This is a genomic window from Streptomyces sp. NBC_00250, from assembly GCF_036192275.1.
GTDB lineage: Bacteria > Actinomycetota > Actinomycetes > Streptomycetales > Streptomycetaceae > Streptomyces.
This window is the reverse complement of record NZ_CP108088.1, coordinates 5,693,937-5,708,875: the sequence shown is the minus strand read 5'-3', so window position 1 is coordinate 5,708,875 and position 14,939 is coordinate 5,693,937. Positions and strand designations below refer to the sequence as shown.

Annotated in this window: 12 protein-coding genes; 1 reads left to right on the top strand and 11 read right to left on the bottom strand. The window is 71.6% G+C overall.

What is annotated here, in order from left to right:
• Nucleotides 1-63: 63 nt before the first annotated feature.
• From OG259_RS25870 to OG259_RS25830, 9 genes are all read right to left on the bottom strand, one after another.
• Entirely contained in the window at nt 64-2,388 is a 2,325-nt protein-coding gene (locus OG259_RS25870) for a xanthine dehydrogenase family protein molybdopterin-binding subunit (protein ID WP_443052014.1), read from the bottom strand.
• Entirely contained in the window at nt 2,385-3,857 is a 1,473-nt protein-coding gene (locus OG259_RS25865; protein ID WP_328944433.1) for a (2Fe-2S)-binding protein, read from the bottom strand. Before OG259_RS25865 ends, OG259_RS25870 begins: the two co-directional genes overlap by 4 nt.
• On the bottom strand, nt 3,854-4,729 hold the full coding sequence (locus OG259_RS25860) for an FAD binding domain-containing protein (protein ID WP_030324484.1): 876 nt from the start codon (nt 4,727-4,729) through the stop codon (nt 3,854-3,856). Before OG259_RS25860 ends, OG259_RS25865 begins: the two co-directional genes overlap by 4 nt.
• Nucleotides 4,730-4,954: 225 nt before the next feature.
• A complete protein-coding gene (locus OG259_RS25855) occupies nt 4,955-6,598 on the bottom strand; it encodes a beta-N-acetylhexosaminidase (protein ID WP_328944432.1) in 1,644 nt (547 codons plus the stop codon).
• Between the two features lie 4 nt (nt 6,599-6,602).
• Nucleotides 6,603-7,442 (bottom strand): carbohydrate ABC transporter permease, encoded by an 840-nt coding sequence (locus OG259_RS25850; RefSeq protein ID WP_328944431.1) that lies wholly within the window; start codon nt 7,440-7,442, stop codon nt 6,603-6,605.
• Nucleotides 7,439-8,401, bottom strand: coding sequence for a carbohydrate ABC transporter permease (locus OG259_RS25845; RefSeq protein ID WP_328944430.1), 963 nt, complete (start codon nt 8,399-8,401; stop codon nt 7,439-7,441). Before OG259_RS25845 ends, OG259_RS25850 begins: the two co-directional genes overlap by 4 nt.
• Before the next feature lie 5 nt (nt 8,402-8,406).
• Nucleotides 8,407-9,699: an extracellular solute-binding protein gene (locus OG259_RS25840; protein ID WP_328944429.1), complete on the bottom strand. Its 1,293-nt coding sequence runs from the start codon at nt 9,697-9,699 to the stop codon at nt 8,407-8,409.
• A 253-nt stretch (nt 9,700-9,952) separates the two neighbouring features.
• Nucleotides 9,953-10,240 carry a DUF3039 domain-containing protein gene (locus OG259_RS25835; protein WP_015033918.1) on the bottom strand — a complete coding sequence of 96 codons (288 nt, stop codon included), beginning with the start codon at nt 10,238-10,240 and terminating at the stop codon, nt 9,953-9,955.
• Nucleotides 10,241-10,292: 52 nt separating this feature from the next.
• Nucleotides 10,293-10,853, bottom strand: a complete 561-nt coding sequence (locus OG259_RS25830) for a YqgE/AlgH family protein (RefSeq protein ID WP_328944428.1) — start codon at nt 10,851-10,853, stop codon at nt 10,293-10,295.
• 301 nt (nt 10,854-11,154) lie between these two features.
• Between OG259_RS25830 and murA the strand changes: the two genes are divergently transcribed.
• Entirely contained in the window at nt 11,155-12,495 is a 1,341-nt protein-coding gene (murA, locus tag OG259_RS25825) for a UDP-N-acetylglucosamine 1-carboxyvinyltransferase (protein WP_189503514.1), read from the top strand.
• Between the two features lie 171 nt (nt 12,496-12,666).
• Here the strand turns inward: murA and OG259_RS25820 are convergent, their stop codons facing one another.
• Nucleotides 12,667-12,948: an HU family DNA-binding protein gene (locus tag OG259_RS25820; protein WP_017237029.1), complete on the bottom strand. Its 282-nt coding sequence runs from the start codon at nt 12,946-12,948 to the stop codon at nt 12,667-12,669.
• Nucleotides 12,949-13,260: 312 nt separating this feature from the next.
• On the bottom strand, nt 13,261-14,691 hold the full coding sequence (locus OG259_RS25815) for an NAD-dependent malic enzyme (RefSeq protein ID WP_266892428.1): 1,431 nt from the start codon (nt 14,689-14,691) through the stop codon (nt 13,261-13,263).
• Between the last annotated feature and the right edge of the window lie 248 nt (nt 14,692-14,939).

The window sequence follows — 14,939 nt, the reverse complement described above, 5'->3', positions numbered from 1 at the left end:
ACTGTAGCCAGGAAGGACGACAACGCGCACCTCCGGGTTGCACAAGCAACGGGCATCACATGGTTACGAATTGGGCACGGCGACGGCTGCCTGGGGCCTGATCGGGAGGCGGTTGACCGGGCGGCCCGTTGCGGCGCGCACCGCTGAGGCCACTGCGGCGGGTGAGGTGACGACCGGGATCGCGCTCGCGGCCTTCGCTCCGAACGGGGCGACGACGTCTCGTTCTTCGACGAGTTTCACGATGCGAATGTCCGGGGCGTCCAGGGATGTCGGGAGTGCGTAGCCGGTGAAGTCGGGGTGCCGGACCAGGCCGCGGGCGGTGCGGAGGTTCTCCGTGAGGGCCGCGCCGACGCCCTGGGTGACGCCCGCTTCGATGCGGGTGGCGAGCTGGGCGGGGTTGAGGATGCGGCCGACGTCCTGGGCGACGGCCATCTCCACGACGCGTACGGCGCCGAGTTCGATGTCCACGTCGACCACCGCGCGGATCGCGCAGAACGCGAGGCCGACGAACGCGTCGCCCTGGCCCGCCTCGTCGAGCGGCTCGGTCGGGTGGGGGCGGCACTGGGCGGTGGCCCAGAGTTCCTTGCCGTCCATCGCCTCGGTGACGGTCGTCGAGAGGACTCCGTCGTACGAGGTGATCTTGCCGTCGGTGATCTGGAGGAGCTCCGTCGACATGCCGAACTGGTGGGCCAGCGGCTGGAGGAGCTGCGTACGGACCATCTTCGCGGCCCGCTCCACCGCCCCGCCGGAGACCCAGGTGTGGCGGCCGTGTGCCGCGGGTCCGGCCGGCGGCTGGTCGGTGTCGACGGGGGCCACGTGGACCTCGTCGATGCCGAGGGTGTCCTGCACGATCTGGCGGGCGAGGGTCGAGAAGCCCGAACCGGTGTCCACGGCCGAGCAGATGACCGTCGCCACGCCCTCCTGGACGCGTACGGTCGCCGTCGACACCTCGTCCGCACCTTCGGCGCCCAGCATGTGCACCATGCCCAGCGCGTAGCCCACGCCCCGCCGCACCGCGCCGGGTTCGCCCGCGCCCTCGGGGCCGCCGGGCAGCAGCCACTCGCCCTCGGGGGTGTCCTTGGGGAGCGGGGGCAGCGGGAAGTCCCGTACGGCGGAGAGGAGTTCGGCCACCGGGGCCGGGCACGTGACCGTCTGGCCGGTGGGGAGGATGTCGCCGGTCGACATCACGTTCCGCATGCGCAGCTCCGCCGGGTCGACACCCAGCTTCGACGCCAGTTTGTCCATCTGCGCCTCGTACGCCGCGCACACCTGCATCGCGCCCTCGCCCCGCACATGACCGGACGGCGGGTTGTTCGTACGGACCGCCCAGCCTTCGACGAAGGCGTGCGGGACGACGTACGGGCCGCAGGCGAAGGCCACGGCCGCCGCGAGGGACTCCGACGAGGAGTCGGCGTACGCGCCCGCGTCGAGCAGGATCTGCGCCTCCACCTTCACCAGCCGCCCTTCCGCGTCCGCGTGGTGCCGGTAACGCAGCAGGGTGGGGTGCCGGTGGGCGTGGCCGAGGAAGGATTCCTCGCGCGTAGCGGTGAGCTTGACCGGGCAGCCGGTACGCAGCGCGAGCAGGCCCAGCGGGATCTGGAAGCCCGGGTCCTCGCGGTCGCCGGTGGCGCCGGGGACGCCGGTGACGACCAGCTTGACCTGCTCGGGCGGCAGGCCGAAGCAGGCGGCGGCCAGGTCGCGGTCGGTGTGCGGGTCGGTCGAGGCGGTGTAGAGCTCCACCCCGCCGTCGGGGCGCGGTACGGCGAGGCCCGCCTCCGCGCCGATCGGCGCGGGGTCCTGGCGGCCGATCCGGTACAGGCCCTCGACGACGATCTCGCCCGTCGCCTCCGGGTCGCCGAAGCGGAGCGGAATGTGCCGGATCAGGTTTCCGTCGGGGTGCAGCGCCTCCGCAGCGAACGCCTTCTCCGGGTCCGTGACCGGGTCGAGCACCTCGTACTCGACGCTGATCGCGGCGGCGGCCAGGCGGGCCGTGTCGGGGTGGTCGGCGGCCACGGCGGCGAGTGCCTCGCCGTGGTGCCGGACCAGGTCGGCGGCGAACACCGGGCGGTCGGCGACCCGGCGGCCGTACGTCGCCGCGCCGGGCACGTCGGCGGCCGTCACCACGGCCCGTACGCCCGGCATGGCGGTGGCGGCGCTGGTGTCGACGGAGACGATGCGCGCGTGCGGGTGCGGGGAGCGCAGGATCGCGGCCCAGAGCAGCCCCTCGGCCCACAGGTCGGAGGCGTACGGGAAGGTGCCCTCGGTCTTCGCCCGCGACTCGGCCTGCGGGAGCGAGGTGCCGAGGCCGCGCGCGGGCGGCTCCTGGCCGAGGGGCCCGGGGGTGTCCAGGGCCGGGACCGTGGGAACGGCGGTGATCGCGTCGCTCACGCCATGCCTCCGTCGTGCGGGTGGGGAATCTGGTGCGGGACACGGGGCCCGTCGGAGGCTTCGGCCGCGCCGGCCGCGGCGCTCGCCTCGCGCTCGGACACGACGTCGCGTACGGCTTCGAGGACGCCCCGGTAGCCGGAGCAGCGGCAGAGGTTGCCGGCGAGCGCCTGGCGGGTCTCGAGTTCGCTGGGGGCGTGGTTGCCCTCCAGGAGGTCGTGCACGGTCATGCACATGCCTGGGATGCAGAAGCCGCACTGCACGGTTCCGCACTTGGCCATCGCCCGCTGCACGTCGGAGGGCTCCCCGTCGACCGCGAGGCCCTCGACCGTCCGCACCTCGCTCCCGGCGGCGGTCGCCGCGGGGACCAGGCAGGAGGCGACGAGCCGGCCGTCGACCTGCACGTTGCACGCGCCGCACTCGCCCTGCGAGCAGCCGTCCTTGGCCCCGGCGAGGCCGAGGCGCTCGCGCAGGACGTAGAGCAGCGACTCGCCGATCCAGGAGCCGGTGACGGGCCGGTCGGCGCCGTTGACCCGCAGGGTGTACGAGGTGTGGGGGTGCTCGTCGCTGTCGGTGGAGGCGGCGAGGTTCGGGCCGGAGGCCGGGTCGGATGCGGGCGCGGGGTCCTCGTGGGCGGCGGCCGACGTGTCGGGCTCACCCGGACCGTCGCCCGGCTCCTCACCCGGCTCCTCGCCGGGGCCCTCCGTCTCCGCCTCGGTCTGCTCGGCCTCCGGGCTCGCGCCCGGCTCGCCGTCGCCCGCCGCATCGGTCTCGGTGACGGCCTGCGCGGCCGGCTCCTCCGGAAGCGCCCACGGCGCCGGGGCGCCGCCCGGCAGGGTCGCCGGGGCCTCGGCGTAGGGCCTGACGGACGAGGCGGCGAACTCGCCCGGCTCCTCCGTCGGCTCGGCGCCCTCGACCTCGGCGATGTCCGGTACGACCGGAATCTCCCACTGGCCGGTGGTGCCGGAGGCGGCGGCGGGCGCCGTCACCTCCGTGAAGCGCCACTCGGCCGTCGCGTGCGGATCCTGCTCGAAGTGCTCGACGCGCTCCGTGTGGCCGGTGTGGCCCGTGTGACCCGCCTGCTCGAAGTGCCCGGGCTGCCCCGCGTACCCCGTCGGCTCGACGTACTCGGCCGGCTGCCCGAAGGGCGCGCCCTGGTCGGCGTACTCCGCACCGTCGAAGTACTGGGTCTGCTCCGCGTACCGGGTCTGCTCCGCCTGCGTCGGCAGGTGGACCGTCCACGTGCCGGTCGCCGCCGGGTCCGTCGCCGCCGGGGTGAGCGGCTGCAGCGGGGTGATCATCGGCGGTACGTAGCCGTGGCCGGGGGCTTCCAGGGGGACGCCGTCCAGCATGAAGTCCGGGGGCAGCTGGACGAACGCGGTGGCGTCCCCGTCGTACCCCTCGCTCTGCGGGATCGGCTCCCAGCCGCCCGGGCTCCCGCCCTGGTTCCCGTGCTGTTCGTTGCTGCTCACGACAGTGCCCTCCCCAGTGCCCGTCGGGCGAGTGCGGCGACGGTGCGCCGCAGGTGCAGTACGGCCGGGGGCAACACTTCGTCGCCCGGCGGGTCCGGGATGCAGGCGGCGGCGACGTACTCGCCGAACGCCGCGAGCGCCTCGGGGGCGAGCCCCCGGTCGTTGTCCCAGTCGACCAGCGAGGCGATCCAGCGCTCCGCCTCCAGCGGGCGCAGCGGCATCGGCGCGACGGCGCCGACCGCGCAGCGCACCCCGCGCCGGGCCGGGTCGAGGACGACGGCGACGGAGGCGGTGGCGCGGGCCGGGCCGGTGCGGCCGGTGGCCTTGACGAAGACCTGGGGGGCGTGGAGCAGGGGGACGCGGACGAAGGCGACGAGCTCGCCGGGGGCCAGCAGGTCACGTCCTGCCAGCAGGTGGGAGACGGGGATCTCGCGGCTGCCGAGCGGCCCGAGGACGACCAGGTCGGCCTCCAGGGCGGCGAGGACGGGCAGCGAGTCGCCGGTGGGCGCGGCGGTGACGACGTTGCCGCCGAGGGTGCCCGCGTTGCGGATCTGGGGCGGTCCCGCCGCGCGGGAGGCGGCGGCGAGGGCGGGGATGAGGGCGGCGAAGTCGGGGCGGCCCATGCGCGCGTGCGTGAGGCCCGCGCCGAGGAGTGCGTGGCCGTCCTGGTACTGCCAGCCGCGGATTTCGTTGATGCGGCTCAGGCCGACGAGTCCGGCGGGGCGGAGCTGGCCCTTGTTGACGGCGGCCATCAGGTCGGTGCCACCGGCGACGGGGACGGCGGCCGGCATGGCCGTGAGCGCCGCCACGGCCTCGTCGAGCGAGGCGGGCAGCGTCACGGACTGCGCCGTCTGTGGTGCGTGCGTGGTCAACCCGCTGCCCCTTCCCGGTGTCCCGGTGGTCCCCGAATGTGCCCGGCGGTCGCGCCTGCGTGTGGGCGTACCGTACGTGCTCACAGGCCGGACGTGGCAACTCTGGCACATCTTCCGAGCGGTCCGGCGCGAGGGCCCGCGAAGGACTGTTCCGTCCGGGACGCCCCGACGAGTGACGGTAACTTCCGTTTCGCCGCTCTTGGGTGAAGGGGGATGTCGGGTCCCTCACACGATCGGGGGCGTCCCTTCGCGAGGGCGTCCCAGGACCCCGGGGCGCTGCTGCCGGGGGTGGGGCCCGGCGGGCGGGCGGTAGTCCACGCCGAGGGCGTCCAGGCGCGCGTAGTGGGTGTCCATCCGGCGTGCGAAGGCCGGGTAGTCGCGTGCCTCCGGCGCGGGCAGCATGGACCAGGCGACCTCGGCGAAGGCGGCGAGGCGCGGGAAGACCTGGTAGTCGACGCGGGACCGGCTCTCCATCACCTCGGTCCAGACGTTGGCCTGGGTTCCCAGGATGTGGGCGGCGGCCTCCGGCGAGAGGCCCGGCGGGACGGGCTCGAAGCGGTAGACGTCCTCCAGGGTGCGGACGTATCCGATGGGCATCGGTTCGTCCTCGCCCGGTGCCTGACGGTGGTCCAGGTACACCTGCTGCTCGGGGCACATGACGACGTCGTGGCCGGCCTCGGCGGCGGCGATCCCGCCGCCGTATCCCCGCCAGGAGGAGACGGCCGCGCCCTCCGCGAGACCGCCCTCCAGGATCTCGTCCCAGCCGATGAGCCGCCGTCCGCGGGCGGTGAGCCAGCGGTCGAAGTGGCGGATGAACCAGGACTGCAGCTCGTCCTCGTCGGCGAGCCCGAGTTCCTCGATGCGGGCCTGGGCGGCCGGGGAGGCCTTCCACTGGTCCTTGGGGCACTCGTCGCCGCCGACGTGGACGAAGGGTGACGTGGCCGCCGGGAAGAGGTCGAGGACCTCCTCGAAGACGCCCTCGTAGAAGCGCAGGACGGCCTCGGTGGGGGCGAGGACGTTGGGGTTGACGCCCCAGGTGTCCCAGACGGTGAGGGCGGCGGTGTCGACGACGTCGGTGTTGCCGAGTTCGGGATACGCGGCGATGGCGGCCTGCGAGTGGCCGGGCAGGTCGATCTCGGGGACGACGGTGATGTGCCGCTCGGCGGCGTACGCGACGATCTCGCGGATGTCGTCCTGGGTGTAGAACCCGCCGTGCGGGGTCTCGTCCCAGAGCGGCGAGGCCCGGTGGCCCCACTTGCTGCGGGCCCGCCAGGAACCGACCTCGGTGAGCTTGGGGTGGCGCTTGATCTCGATGCGCCAGCCCTGGTCGTCGGTGAGGTGGAAGTGGAAGACGTTGAGCTTGTGGGCGGCGAGGAGGTCGAGGTAGCGCAGGACGTCGTCCTTGGGCAGGAAGTGCCGGGAGACGTCGAGCATGAGGCCGCGCCAGCCGAATCGCGGGGCGTCCTCGATGGTCTGCGCCGTCAGGGCCGCGACCGCGCCCTTCTTCACCGGCGCCTCGCGGAAGGCCTCGGGGCCGAGGAGCTGACGGAGGGTCTGGGCGCCCCAGAAGACGCCGGCCGGCCCGCCTCCGGTGATCTCGACGACCTGGTCGATCAGGACGTGGAGCCGGTACGCCTCGGGGGCGAGGGTGTCGTCGAGGCGCAGCCGGATGCTGTGGGTGGCGTCCTCGTCGGCCGTGTCCTGGAGCGGGAGCGCGAAGGCGGCGCCCAGGGTGGTGCGCAGCCAGCGTGCGGTGCTCTCGGTGCCTGCGGCCGCGCTGAGGGTCGTCCGCTCGTCCAGGACGAAGCCGCAGCGGTACGGCCCCTCCACGCGCGCGGGTGCCGGGATCAGGTCCATGGGGTGGGTCATCGCGTCAGTCCTTCACCGCCCCGCCCAGTCCCGAGACCAGACGGCGCTGTACGAGTACGAAGAAGACGAGCACCGGGACGGTCATGACGGTCGAGCCGGCCATGATCCCTCCCCAGTCGTTCTCGTCCGGCTTGAAGAAGACGAGCAGGGCCATGGGGAGGGTCGACTGCGAGGTGTCGCTGATGATGAACGACTTCGCGAAGAGGAAGTCGTTCCAGGTCGAGATGAACGAGAAGACGCTCGTCGCGACGAGCCCCGGGAAGACCAGCGGGAAGAGGATCTGCCACAGGAACCGGGTCCGGCTCGCTCCGTCGATCTGGGCCTGTTCCTCAAGGGCCTCGGGGACCGCCTTGACGAAGCCGCGCAGCATCCAGATCGCGAAGGGCAGCGAGAAGGCGATGTGCGGCAGGATCAGCGCGCCGAGGGTGTTGAGCCGGCCGGTGTCCCGCATGAGGAAGAACAGCGGGATGGCCAGGGCCTCGACCGGCACCATCTGGGCGACCAGGAACATGATCAGGAGCGTCGTCCGGAACCTGAAGCGGAACCGGGTGACGGCCGTCGCCGCGAGGAAGGCGATCAGCGCGGAGGCGAGGACGACCGTGCCCGCCACGATCAGCGAGTTGAGGAAGTAGCGGCCGAAGTCCTGCTGTTCGAAGACGCGCCGGAAGGAGTCGAGGGACGGGGAGAGCGTCCACGGCCGGGGGTCGGTGGACTGGATCTCGCCGGCCGGTTTGAAGGCCGAGAGGACCATCCAGTACAGCGGGAAGGCGACTGCGGCCGCGACGAGCAGGGTGACGGCCTCGGCGGCGAGGCGCCCGGGCCGCCGCACTCGGAATGTGGTCACAGTTCTTCTCCCTGGCGTCGCAGCAGGCGCAGGTAGACGAGCGTCACGCCCAGCAGGATCAGCAGCATGACGACGCCGATCGCCGAGCCCAGGCTGTACTGGGACGAGGCGAAGGCCTTCTGGTAGGCGTACACGTTGAGGACGAGGTTCTGGCCGGCGATGCCGCCGCCGTTCGTCATCACGTAGATCTGGGTGAAGAGCTTGAAGTCCCAGATGATCGACTGGATCGTGACGACGACCAGGATCGGCCGGAGCATCGGCGCCATGACCGAGCGCCAGATCCGCCACTGCGAGGCGCCGTCCAGGGCGGCGGCCTCCAGGACCTCGGACGGGATGGCCTTGATGCCCGCGTAGACGGTGACCATCACGAACGGGAAGGAACACCAGACGACTTCGAGGAGGACGAGGGCGAAGGCGCTGTACCTGCCGTACGTCCAGGAGAAGTCGCCGAGCCCGAGCAGTTTGTTGACGGGGCCGAAGTCGGCGTCGAAGAGGAAGACCCAGACCGTCGAGCCGGTGATCGCGGGCGTGGCCCAGGCGCCGAGCGCGGCCATCATCAGGACGAGCCGCGGCAGGGCACGCACGCGCGTGAGGAGTACGGCGAGGGCGCAGCCGACGGCGAGCGTGGTGACGACGCAGGCGGCGGCGAAGAGGACGGTGGCGAGGAGGACCTGCCGGAACTGGGGGTCGGCGAAGAGGGTCGTGTAGTTACCGAAGCCCTTGAAGGAGGTGGGTTCGCCGCCGCTGACCTGGGCCTGGGTGTACTCCAGGAAGGAGATCAGGCCGAGCTGGTAGACGGGGTAGACGAGGAGTCCGCCGAGGACGGCGAGGGCGGGCAGGAGGTACAGCCAGGGGGTCCACGGGCGGTGGCCCCTGGGACCGCCGCGCCCGGCCGGCCGGGGGGCCGGGGGCGCGGTCCCGCCCGGCCGCTTCTCGGTGACGGTGAGCTGGGTCGTCATGCGGCTCAGCCCGCCGGCGCGAAGGCGGCGTCCATCTTCTTCGCGGCGTCGTCGGCCGCCGCCTTGACGTCCTTACGGCCGCTGACGACCTCCTGGAACAGGGTGGGCAGCACGAGGGAGGCGTCGATCTGGCCCCAGCCGGGGGACGCCGGGACGAACTTGGTGCCCGCGCCGAGGGTGTCGATGAAGGGCTTCACGAAGGGCTGCCGCTGGGCGGCGGCGGTCCGGACGTCGGTGTACGTGGGGAGGAAGCCCATCGCGTCGAAGAGCCGGCCCTGGGTCTCCTTGCCGGTGAGGGACTTGAGGAGGTCGACGGCGAGGCTGCGGTGCGAGGTGCTCTTGAGGACGCCGATGTTGTTGCCGCCGGCGAAGGCCGGGGCGATGGAGCCGGGGGTGGTGCCGGGCAGCGGGACGACGGCGTACTTGCCCTTGACGGTGCCGGCTTCGACGGCGGCGTGGCTGAAGTCGCCGCCGATGGCCATGGCGGCCTTGCCGGAGGCGAAGGCGGTGACGGTGGCGTTGCCGCCCATCTGGGCGCACTTGGCGGCGGGGCAGTTGTCGTCGCCGAAGAGCGAAGTGTAGGTGCCGATGCCCTTGAGGGCGGCCTCGCTGTTGACGGCGGCCTTGTACGAGTCGCCGTTCGCGGTGGCGAGTTCGCCGCCGGCCGCCCAGACGAAGGGCATGGCGCCGTAGGTGTACGCGCCGCCGACGGCGATGCCGTACAGGTCGGGCTTGGCCTTGCGGATCTTCTTCGCGGTGGAGACGAGTTCGGCCTGGCTCTTGGGGGCGGTCAGGCCGAGTTCCTCGAACACGTCGGTGCGGTAGTAGAGGGCGCGGACGCCGACGAAGAGCGGGGCTCCGTAGACCTTTCCGCCGACGGTGACGGACTGCTTGGCGGTGGGGTCGGTGTCCTTGGCCTCGTCCCAGGCGCCGAACTCGGCGCTGATGTCGGCGAGTCCGCCGTCCTTCACGTATCCGGCGGTGTCGGTGTTGCCGTACTCGATGAGGTCGGGGGCCGACTTGGGGTCGTTGAAGGCGGCCTTGACGCGCTGGGCGCGGGTCTCGACGGGGATGTACTCGACCTCGACCTCGGCGCCCTGGTGCTGCTTCTCGAAGGCGGCGACGGCCTGTGCGACGACCTGTTCCTTGGGCTTGTTGCTCACCTCCTGGAAGAGCCAGACCCGCAGGGTGCCGGTCTTCTCGTCCGTCGTCGCCTTGCCGTCGGCGGTCTGGGGCGCGCAGGCGGTGGCGGTCAGGCCGGCCAGCAGGAGTGCGGCGGCGCGGGCAGGAAGCTTCATGACGGATCCCCTCCAGGTGCGTGCGTTGCAACATGCGCAATGCGCGTTTCGTTCTGCACAACACGCGTGAGGTTAGGCGCGCCTCGGGCGACCCGACAAGAGGTCTCGACCACCTCAACCACTCCGTGACCGGCGAACGCACCCTGCGCAACGCGCGCCGAAAGGTCCCCGGAACGCGAAACGGCCCCCGCCACCCGTACCGAAGTACGCGTGACGGGGGCCGCCCCCGACATCCCCGGGCGTCAGGACACCGCTACTTGTCCTTGCCGCCCTTGTCCTTGTCGCCACCGCCGGCGCCCATGGAGTCGTAGATCTCCTTGCACATCGGACAGACCGGGTACTTCTTGGGGTCGCGCCCCGGTACCCAGACCTTTCCGCACAGCGCCACGACGGGGGTGCCGTCGAGGGCGCTCGCCATGATCTTGTCCTTCTGGACGTAATGGGCGTAGCGCTCGTGGTCGCCGTCACCGTGGGACACCTGCGGCGTCGGCTCGACGAGGGTTCCCGTACCTGCCCCGCGCTCGGGCTCGAGAGTGCTCATAACCGCCAAGGGTACTGAAAGCCGGGGCCCGCGGTTGAGGGACGGGGCGCCGTCAGTTGAGGGACGGGTCGTCGGGGTACGTCGCGATCATCGCGAGGTCGCCGCGCTGCCGCCTGAGCACCTGCCGCCAGAGCGTCTCGGGCTGCGGCGAGGAGACGTCGCCGGGCTCCGACTCGACCACGTACCAGGCCCCGTCGCCGAGCTCGGACTCCAGCTGGCCGGGGCCCCAGCCCGCGTATCCGGCGAAGATCCGCAGCGAGCCGAGGGCCGGTCCGAGCAGCTCGGGCGGGGTCTCCAGATCGACCAGGCCGATCGCCCCGTACACCCGCCGCCAGCCGAGCGGGCCCTCGTCGCCGGGGATCACGGCGACGCCGAGGGCCGCGTCGAGCGAGACGGGGCCGCCCTGGAAGACGACGCCGGGTTCGCCGGCGAGTCCGGCCCAGGGGGCGAGGATGTCGCCGACGGTCACCGGCGTCGGCCGGTTGAGGACCACGCCGAGCGAGCCCTCGTCGTCGTGGTCGAGCAGCAGCACCACCGCGCGGTCGAAATTCGGGTCCGCGAGGGCGGGGGTGGCGACGAGCAGCCGCCCTGTGAGCGAGGACACCTCGGTCATGCGACACATGATCCCGCATCTTCGGCGTTCGCGGGGGTTGTCGGACGGGACGAACCGGAGCGATGGCGGGAAGTCGCCGACCACCGCAGATCAGCTCGGTGACCGCCGCGCCGAAGAGGGGGCCGTGGGCCGCCCCGGCGACGGAAACGGACGGTGACGCTCCGCAAGATCACGGGAACAGAGGGTGTTGTGCCGAATTCATTACATCTGACAGGCCCCCCGAGGCACCCGTTGGAGGTCTCATGGCCCCTTACCCTTTTCACTGGCCACCCGACCGACCCCACTCCGGAACGCGAGATTCATGACCGGCACAGACGATGTCCTGCTTGTCCACGGCGGAACCCCGCTGGAGGGCGAGATCCGCGTCCGCGGCGCGAAGAACCTCGTGCCCAAGGCGATGGTCGCCGCCCTGCTCGGCAGCGGCCCGAGCCGCCTGCGCAATGTGCCCGACATCCGTGACGTCCGCGTGGTCCGCGGACTGCTCCAGCTGCACGGAGTGACGGTCCGCCCGGGCGAGGAGCCCGGCGAGCTCGTCCTCGACCCGACGCACGTCGAGTCGGCGAACGTCGCCGACATCGATGCCCACGCCGGTTCGTCCCGCATCCCGATCCTCTTCTGCGGCCCGCTGCTGCACCGTCTCGGCCACGCCTTCATCCCGGGCCTCGGCGGCTGCGACATCGGCGGTCGGCCCATCGACTTCCACTTCGACGTGCTGCGCCAGTTCGGCGCCACCATCGAGAAGCGGGACGACGGGCAGTACCTGGAGGCCCCGCAGCGTCTTCGCGGTTGCAAGATCCGGCTGCCGTACCCCTCGGTCGGCTCGACCGAGCAGGTGCTGCTGACGGCCGTGCTCGCCGAGGGCGTCACCGAGCTGTCGAACGCCGCCGTGGAGCCCGAGATCGAGGACCTGATCTGCGTCCTGCAGAAAATGGGCGCGATCATCTCCATGGACACCGACCGGACCATCCGGATCACCGGCGTCGACCGCCTCGACGGCTACACCCACCGGGCGCTCCCGGACCGCCTCGAGGCGGCCTCCTGGGCGTCCGCGGCGCTCGCCACCGAGGGCAACATCTACGTGCGCGGCGCCCAGCAGCGCTCGATGATGACCTTCCTCAACACCTACCGGAAGGTGGGTGGCGCCTTCGAGATCGACGACGAGGGCATCCGCTTCTGGCACCCGGGCGGCTCGCTCAACGCGATCCACCTGGAGACGGACGTGCACCCCGGCTTCCAGACGGACTGGCAGCAGCCGCTGGTCGTGGCCCTGACGCAGGCCTCCGGCCTCTCCATCGTCCACGAGACGGTGTACGAGTCCCGGCTCGGCTTCACCTCCGCGCTCAACCAGATGGGCGCTCACATCCAGCTGTACCGCGAGTGCCTGGGCGGCTCGGACTGCCGCTTCGGCCAGCGCAACTTCCTGCACTCGGCGGTCGTGTCCGGCCCGACGAAGCTCCAGGGCGCCGACCTGGTCATCCCCGACCTGCGCGGCGGCTTCTCGTACCTGATCGCGGCGCTCGCGGCCCAGGGCACCTCCCGGGTGCACGGCATCGAGCTGATCAACCGCGGCTACGAGAACTTCATGGAGAAGCTCGTCGAGCTCGGCGCCAAGGTCGAGCTGCCGGGCAGCGCACTGGTGTAAACGGGCGGTACGCGGGCGCGTGGCCTGCCCCTGGGGGCGCCACGCACCCGCGTACACCGCCTTCCGAAGGCGCCAAGGCCCGTCTGACGGGCAAACGGAAGGGCGGCCACCCCCTGACAGGGTGGCCGCCCTTTCTGCGCCTCCAGGCTGCCTTACGCGGCCTTGGTGGCCTTACTTGCCCTTGGCGGCTTCCTTGAGCTTCGAGCCCGCGGAGACCTTCACGCTGTAGCCGGCCGGGATGTTGATCGGGTCGCCGGTCTGCGGGTTACGAGCGGTGCGAGCGGCACGGTGGGTGCGCTCGAAGGTCAGGAAGCCGGGGATGGTGACCTTCTCGTCGCCCTTGGCGACGACCTCACCGACGGTCTCGGCGAGAGCGGCCAGCACGGCGTCGGCGTCCTTGCGGGTCACCTCGGCGCGGTCGGCCAGGGCGGCCACCAGCTCACTGCGGTTCATGTTGTTACTCCCGTGTTCTTCTTGCCTGTGAGGCGTGCCACGCGGCGGAAGCCGCGTGATTGGGTACAGCGAAGCCGATGCTGCCAGGGCCTTCGGACAGTCCCCGGACCCGGGTCTAATGACAGACCCTCGCGCCCAAACACGCATCCTGCCCCCACCAGCGGCGGGAACGCCAATCCGGCACCCCCTGGGGTCACACGAAAAGCGCCAGAGCCCCGTGGTGGTGACGTTCTGTCGACTCCACGAAAACCACGCGGAGCCGAAAAGCCACCCTAAAGGCGGGTTTACGGCTCCGCGAATCGCGACGCGCCGTCAGCGCCCGGTCGCCGCCGGACCGCCGGCCGCCGCCTTCGCCGCGTTGCGCACGGCTCCGGCGACCGCACCCGCGACCTTGTCGTTGAAGACCGACGGGATGATGTAGTTCGGGTTCAGCTCGTCCTCGGTGACGACGTCGGCGAGGGCCGTGGCGGCCGCCAGCATCATCTCCGTGTTGACCGTACGGGACTGGGCGTCGAGGAGACCGCGGAAGACACCCGGGAAGACCAGCACGTTGTTGATCTGGTTCGGGAAGTCCGAGCGGCCGGTGGCGACGACGGCGGCCGTCTGACGCGCGGCGGCCGGGTCGACCTCCGGGTCGGGGTTCGCGAGCGCGAACACGATCGCGCCCTCCGCCATGGCGGCGACGTCCTGCGCGCCCAGCAGGTTGGGGGCCGAGACGCCGATGAACACGTCCGCGCCGACCACGGCCTGCTTGAGGGTGCCGGTGACGCCCTCGGGGTTGGTGTTGTCGGCGATCCAGCGCAGCGGAGTGCCGGGCGCCGCGTCCACGAGGTCCTCGCGGCCCGCGTGCACGACGCCGTGGATGTCGGCGACGACGGCGTGCTTGACGCCCGCCGCGATCAGCAGCTTCAGGATGGCCGTACCGGCGGCGCCGGCACCGGACATGACGACCCGTACGTCGCCGATGCCCTTGTTGACGACGCGCAGCGCGTTGGTGAGGGCGGCGAGGACGACGATGGCGGTGCCGTGCTGGTCGTCGTGGAAGACGGGGATGTCGAGGGCCTCGCGCAGCCGGGCCTCGATCTCGAAGCAGCGCGGCGCGGAGATGTCCTCCAGGTTGATGCCCGCGAAGCCGGGGGCGATCGCCTTGACGATCGCGACGATCTCGTCGGTGTCCTGCGTGTCGAGGCAGATCGGCCAGGCGTCGATGCCGGCGAAGCGCTTGAAGAGGGCGGCCTTGCCCTCCATGACGGGCAGGGCGGCCATCGGGCCGATGTTGCCGAGGCCGAGGACGGCGGAGCCGTCGGTGACGACCGCGACGGAGTTGCGCTTGATGGTGAGGCGGCGGGCGTCCTCGGGGTTCTCGGCGATCGCCATGCACACGCGGGCGACGCCCGGGGTGTAGATCATGGAGAGGTCGTCACGGTTGCGGATGGGGTGCTTGGACGCCATCTCGATCTTGCCGCCGAGGTGCATCAGGAACGTACGGTCGGAGACCTTGCCGAGGACGACGCCCTCGATGGTGCGCAGCTGCTCGACGATCTCGTCGGCGTGCGCGGTCGAGGTCGCGGCGATGGTGACGTCGATTCGGAGCTTCTCGTGGCCGGAGGCGGTCACGTCGAGGCCGGTGACGGATCCGCCGTGGGACTCCACCGCCGTGGTGAGCTGGGAGACCGCGGTTCCGCTCGCGGGAACCTCCAGCCGGACCGTCATCGAGTACGAGACGCTGGGCGCCGTTGCCATGGCCGAGTTCCTCTGCTTTCCCTGAGCTTCGTTGCTACGCCGCCCCGGCTGGTTGCCCGGCGGCGCCCTCCGATGGTCGCACCTACCTGCCGGTAGCAGGTAATGCGGTCATTTTGTTTTCGGAAAGTAGTTTCCACCATACGAGAAGTTGTGGGGAAACAGAAGAGGCCCCCGTCACCAGGGGTGACAGGGGCCTCAACTTCGTAGCTACACACGAGAAGACGACTGAGTGGCACCGACCCGCCATG

Excerpts from the sequence above, each read along its gene's own strand:
- OG259_RS25840 (WP_328944429.1), bottom strand. The coding sequence starts at position 9,699 with ATGAAGCTTCCTGCCCGCGCCGCCGCACTCCTGCTGGCCGGCCTGACC.
- OG259_RS25835 (WP_015033918.1), bottom strand. The coding sequence starts at position 10,240 with ATGAGCACTCTCGAGCCCGAGCGCGGGGCAGGTACGGGAACCCTCGTC.
- OG259_RS25855 (WP_328944432.1), bottom strand. The coding sequence starts at position 6,598 with ATGACCCACCCCATGGACCTGATCCCGGCACCCGCGCGCGTGGAGGGG.
- OG259_RS25845 (WP_328944430.1), bottom strand. The coding sequence starts at position 8,401 with ATGACGACCCAGCTCACCGTCACCGAGAAGCGGCCGGGCGGGACCGCG.
- OG259_RS25815 (WP_266892428.1), bottom strand. The coding sequence starts at position 14,691 with ATGGCAACGGCGCCCAGCGTCTCGTACTCGATGACGGTCCGGCTGGAG.
- OG259_RS25820 (WP_017237029.1), bottom strand. The coding sequence starts at position 12,948 with ATGAACCGCAGTGAGCTGGTGGCCGCCCTGGCCGACCGCGCCGAGGTG.
- OG259_RS25830 (WP_328944428.1), bottom strand. The coding sequence starts at position 10,853 with ATGACCGAGGTGTCCTCGCTCACAGGGCGGCTGCTCGTCGCCACCCCC.
- murA (WP_189503514.1), top strand. The coding sequence starts at position 11,155 with ATGACCGGCACAGACGATGTCCTGCTTGTCCACGGCGGAACCCCGCTG.